Source organism: Stagnihabitans lacustris, from assembly GCF_025950525.1.
Taxonomy (GTDB): domain Bacteria; phylum Pseudomonadota; class Alphaproteobacteria; order Rhodobacterales; family Rhodobacteraceae; genus Stagnihabitans.
Window position 1 is genome coordinate 1 of sequence record NZ_JAPDGS010000021.1, and the last position, 4,493, is coordinate 4,493.

General features: G+C 65.3%; 5 protein-coding genes. 1 reads left to right on the plus strand and 4 read right to left on the minus strand.

The features are described from left to right. Positions 1 to 522 (plus strand): hypothetical protein (locus NX862_RS19335; RefSeq protein ID WP_264495560.1); only part of this gene is annotated, 522 nt, incomplete at its 5' end. A 296-nt stretch (positions 523 to 818) separates the two neighbouring features. Here the strand turns inward: NX862_RS19335 and NX862_RS19340 are convergent. The 4 genes from NX862_RS19340 to NX862_RS19355 all read right to left on the minus strand — a co-directional run. Further along, positions 819 to 1,634 carry a ferredoxin--NADP reductase gene (locus tag NX862_RS19340; protein WP_264495561.1) on the minus strand — a complete coding sequence of 272 codons (816 nt, stop codon included), beginning with the start codon at positions 1,632 to 1,634 and terminating at the stop codon, positions 819 to 821. 87 nt (positions 1,635 to 1,721) lie between these two features. Next, positions 1,722 to 2,126 (minus strand): DUF934 domain-containing protein, encoded by a 405-nt coding sequence (locus NX862_RS19345; protein ID WP_264495562.1) that lies wholly within the window; start codon positions 2,124 to 2,126, stop codon positions 1,722 to 1,724. Further along, positions 2,123 to 2,872 carry a phosphoadenylyl-sulfate reductase gene (locus NX862_RS19350; RefSeq protein WP_264495563.1) on the minus strand — a complete coding sequence of 250 codons (750 nt, stop codon included), beginning with the start codon at positions 2,870 to 2,872 and terminating at the stop codon, positions 2,123 to 2,125. The genes NX862_RS19345 and NX862_RS19350 overlap by 4 nt, the downstream gene beginning before the upstream one ends. Further along, a partial coding sequence (locus NX862_RS19355) for a nitrite/sulfite reductase (protein WP_413694589.1) occupies positions 2,862 to 4,493 on the minus strand: 1,632 nt, incomplete at its 5' end. The genes NX862_RS19355 and NX862_RS19350, both read right to left, overlap by 11 nt.

Consider the following 4,493-nt stretch of genomic DNA (forward strand, 5'->3'; position numbering starts at 1 on the left):
GAAGCCGCTCCGGCTGCGACCACCGAGGCTGCTCCGGCTGCGACCACCGAGGCTGCTCCGGCTGCGACCACCGAAGCTGCTCCGGCTGCGACCACCGAGGCTGCTCCGGCTGCGACCACCGAAGCCGCTCCGGCTGCGACCACCGAGGCTGCTCCGGCTGCGACCACCGAGGCTGCTCCGGCTGCGACCACCGAAGCCGCTCCGGCCGCGACCACCGAAGCCGCTCCGGCCGCGACCACCGAAGCCGCTCCGGCCGCGACCACCGAAGCCGCTCCGGCTGCGACCACCGAAGCCGCTCCGGCCGCGACCACCGAGGCTGCTGCGCCTGACGCTGCCGCCTTGGCTGCTGCTCTGGACCCGGCCAAGTTTGATGCGGCGACCGTGACCGCCGCCATCGAGACCTCGACCCTGGACGATGCGACCAAGATGGCGCTGAAGGCCTCGATCGCCGCTGCCGGCACCGACGCCACCAAGCTGGGTGAAGTCGTCGCTGCCGTGAAGGCCGCGCTGAAGATCCAATAAGCCGTCAAGGCTTATGGCGAAGGGCCGGGGGAAACCCCGGCCCTTTTGCTTTGCGCCATCCGGAACGGCCTTGGATCAGCCCGCAAGACCCGGGGTTTACCCCGGGCTACGGCCTATGGAACCCGCGCGCTTTGGGCCCCCGGGCGCGTTTGTGGAGGGCCTTGGGCCGGACGCCACACCCCTGATCATATGGGCCGATGACGGCGTCAGGGCGCAAAGTCAAAGGCCGGAGCGTTGCGCGCCCCGGCCTTGTGATCTGTGTCAGCCGCGTAGCCCGGGGTATACCCCGGGTTCCCCTAGATCCCGTCGCCGACGAAGGCCTTTTCGACCACGAATTCCTTGGGGTCGGAATTGGCGCCCTCGCGCAGGCCAAAGCCTTCGAGGATCGCCTTCACATCGACGTTGAAGGCCAGCGACCCGCACACCATGGCGCGGTCATGGGCGGGGTCCATCTTGGGGATGCCCAGATCGGCGAAAACCTTGCCCGACAACAGGTTGTCGGTCACGCGGCCCATATGGGGAAAGGCTTCCCGCGTTGTGGTCGGATAGTAAAGCAGCTTGCCCGCCACCATCTCGCCGATCAGCGGATCATCGGCCAGGCTCTCCACAAGGCGGCGGCCGTATTCCAGCTCGGCCACTTCGCGGCAGGTGTGCATCATGATGACCTGGTCGTATTTCTCATAGGTCTCGGGTTCGCGCAGAAGGCTGGCGAAGGGGGCAAAGCCGGTCCCGGTCGACAGGAAATAGATCCTTTTGCCCGGCATCAGCGCGTCATGCACCAAAGTGCCCACGGGTTTCGGGCGCAAGATGATCTCGTCGCCGACCTGGATGTGCTGCAGCCGGGAGGTCAGCGGGCCTTCGGGGACCTTGATCGAATAGAACTCAAGCTCTTCGTCCCAGGCCGGAGAGGCGATGGAATAGGCCCGCAGCAGCGGCTTGCCGGTCTCGCCCATCAGGCCGATCATCACAAACTCGCCCGAGCGAAAGCGCAGGCTGCGCGGCCGTGTCACGCGGAAGGAAAACAGCCGGTCGGTCCAATGCGTCACCGCGGTCACGGTCTGGGCGTCGGGCAGATGGGGCTTGGCTGCGGCTTGGGGGGCGGTGTCGGACATGTCGGACCTCGGGGCAGGGATGGGGCGTCACATAGCCTTTCGCCGCCCCCTGCGAAAGGGGGCGCGGCGAAAGGGCGCGCGGTGGGGTCAGGCCTTCAGCCGGGCCAGATAGTCGTGGCTTTGCCAATCGGCGCGGAAAAGCCACTGGTCCTGCGGTTGGCGGGCGGCGATCTCGTCGGGGATTTCGACCGCGTCAAAGCCCACGCGCCGCGCCATGGCATATTGGTCGGCGATCACCGGGCCGCGGGCGATGAGTTGCCCCGTGTAGCCCATCATCCGCAAGCGGCGCGCGACGGTAAAGGCGCGGCCGTCGTTGAAGGCGGGGAAGGCCACGCGGATCGTGGTCAGCGCACCCAGGACCGCTTCAAGTGCGGCCGGGTCGTCGGTCTGCAACAGGTCGACCGCGCCCTGGTGGTTGGCCAGATCGGCCAGGGTCACGGTGGACAGATCGGGTGCGGTGGCAAAGCCCTTGTCGGTCACGCGGACGGTCATAGCGAGTTCTCCTTCGACAGGCGGACGGCCTTGCCGTCGATGAAATGGATGCCACATTCGGTTTTATCCGAGTTCCGCCAACGGCCGGCGCGGGGGTCCTCACCCGCGGCGACGGGCGTGGTGCAAGGTGCGCAACCGATCGAGGGATAGCCCTTGGCGACCAAAGGATGGCGCGGCAAGTTGTTGTTTTCCATGTATTCCGCGATGTCCTCGCGGCCCCAATGGGCCAAGGGGTTCACCTTGATGCGGAAGTCGCCTTCGTTTTCAAAGAAATCCACCGTCTCGCGGCCATTGCCTTGGAACCTTTTGCGCCCGGTGATCCAGCCGTCGAAGTCCGACAAGGCGCGCTCCAGCGGTTCGACCTTGCGCACGCCGCAGCACGCATCGGTCGAGAACTGGTGCAAGGTGCCGTCCGGGTCCTCAAACGACACCCGGTTGGGGTTCGCGCGGATGGTGCGGATGTCGCAAAGGTTCAGACGCTCTGCCACCTCGCGCTGGTAGTCTAGCGTCTCCTGGAACAGCATCCTTGTGTCGACGAACAGCACCGGCGTTTCCGGCGCCATCAGCGACACAAGATGCAAAAGCACCACGGATTCCGCGCCAAAGGACGAGACCAGGGCGACGCGGCCCAGATCGGCGTCCTTCAGCGCATGTTCCAGCACGGCGGTCGCCGAATGGTGCTTGTAGCGGGCGTTCAGCACCGCCACCCGTTCGGAGACCGGACCCAAAGTCATGTCACGCGGCATCCTGTGTGTCTCCAGACCCGTAAAGGGCCGCTTTGAAGGGGTCGATCCCCAGGCGCCGATAGGCCTGCAGGAAGGTTTCTTCCTGGCTGCTGCGGTGCTCGATATAGGCGCGGATCAGGCGTTCGACCGCCGGCACGACCTGGTCATAGGCAAAGCCATGTCCGGTCTTCTCGCCGATGGACGCCGTTTCCGTGCCGTCGCCGCCCAGCGTGATCTGGTAATTCTCGACCCCTGCACGGTCCAGACCCAGGATGCCGATATGGCCGACATGGTGATGGCCGCAGGCATTGATGCAACCAGAGATCTTGATCTTCAGCGGGCCGATCTCGTGTTCCAGATCCAGCGCACGGAAATGGGTGGCGATTTCCTGGGCGATCGGGATCGACCGCGCGGTTGCCAAAGCGCAGTAATCCATCCCGGGGCAGGCGATGATATCGGAAATCAGCCCGACATTGGCCGTGGCCAGCCCCGCCTGTTGCAAGGCCGCATGGACCGCCGGCAGGTCGGATTTGTGGACATGCGGCAGGATGACGTTCTGTTCGTGGGAAATCCTCAGTTCCGAATAGCCATAGGTCTCGGACAGGTCGGCCAGAACCCGCATCTGGGCGCTGGTGGCATCGCCGGGCGTCTCGCCATGGGCCTTGATCGAGACCGTGACGATGGCGTGGTCCGCGTCGCGATGGGCCGAGAGGTTGGTATCGGCCCAGGCGCGGAAGATCGGGTCCTGGCGCGCCGTGTCATAGGCGGTGACGGGCGCCGACTTCAGGCTGGGGATCGCAAAGGCCGCGCGGATATCGGCTAGAAGCTGCTGGTCATGGCCTTTGAACAGCGGGCGGATCTCGGCGAAACGCTCTTCGATCATGCGGGTGATCTCGGCGGCGCCGGTTTCAAAGACGGTGATCTTGATGCGCGCCTTGTATTTGTTGTCGCGCCGGCCAAGGATGTTGTAAACGCTGAGGACCGCTTCGACGTAAGGAAGCAGGTCCGTCACGGGCAGGAAGTCGCGGACCTTGTGGCCGATCATCGGTGTCCGACCAAGGCCGCCACCCACGAAAACCTCGAACCCCGGCTGGCCCTCGCGCGCGGTCATGCGCAGCCCGATGTCATGGGCGGCTGTGACGGCGCGGTCATGGGGGCTGCCGGTGATGGCGATCTTGAACTTGCGCGGCAGGAACTGGAATTCGGGGTGGTCGGTCGACCATTGGCGCAGCAGTTCGGCATAGGGGCGGGGGTCTTCGATCTCGTCGGCAGCAGCGCCTGCGAAATGGTCGGCCGTCACGTTCCTCACACAATTGCCCGAGGTCTGGATCGCATGCATCCCCACATCGGCCAGGGCCTGAAGGATCGCCGGCACGTCGGGCAGTTTCGGCCAGTTGAACTGGATGTTCTGGCGGGTGGTGAAGTGGCCGTAACCCTTGTCCCAGGTGTCGGCGATATGGGCCAGCTGCCGCATCTGGCGCGGGTTGATCGTGCCATAAGGGATCGCCACCCGCAGCATATAGGCATGAAGCTGCAGATAAAGCCCGTTCATCAGCCGCAGGGGGCGGAATTCGTCTTCGGTCAGCGAGCCATCCAGCCGCCGTTCCACCTGAGAGGTGAACTGCGCCACGCGGGAGGCGAT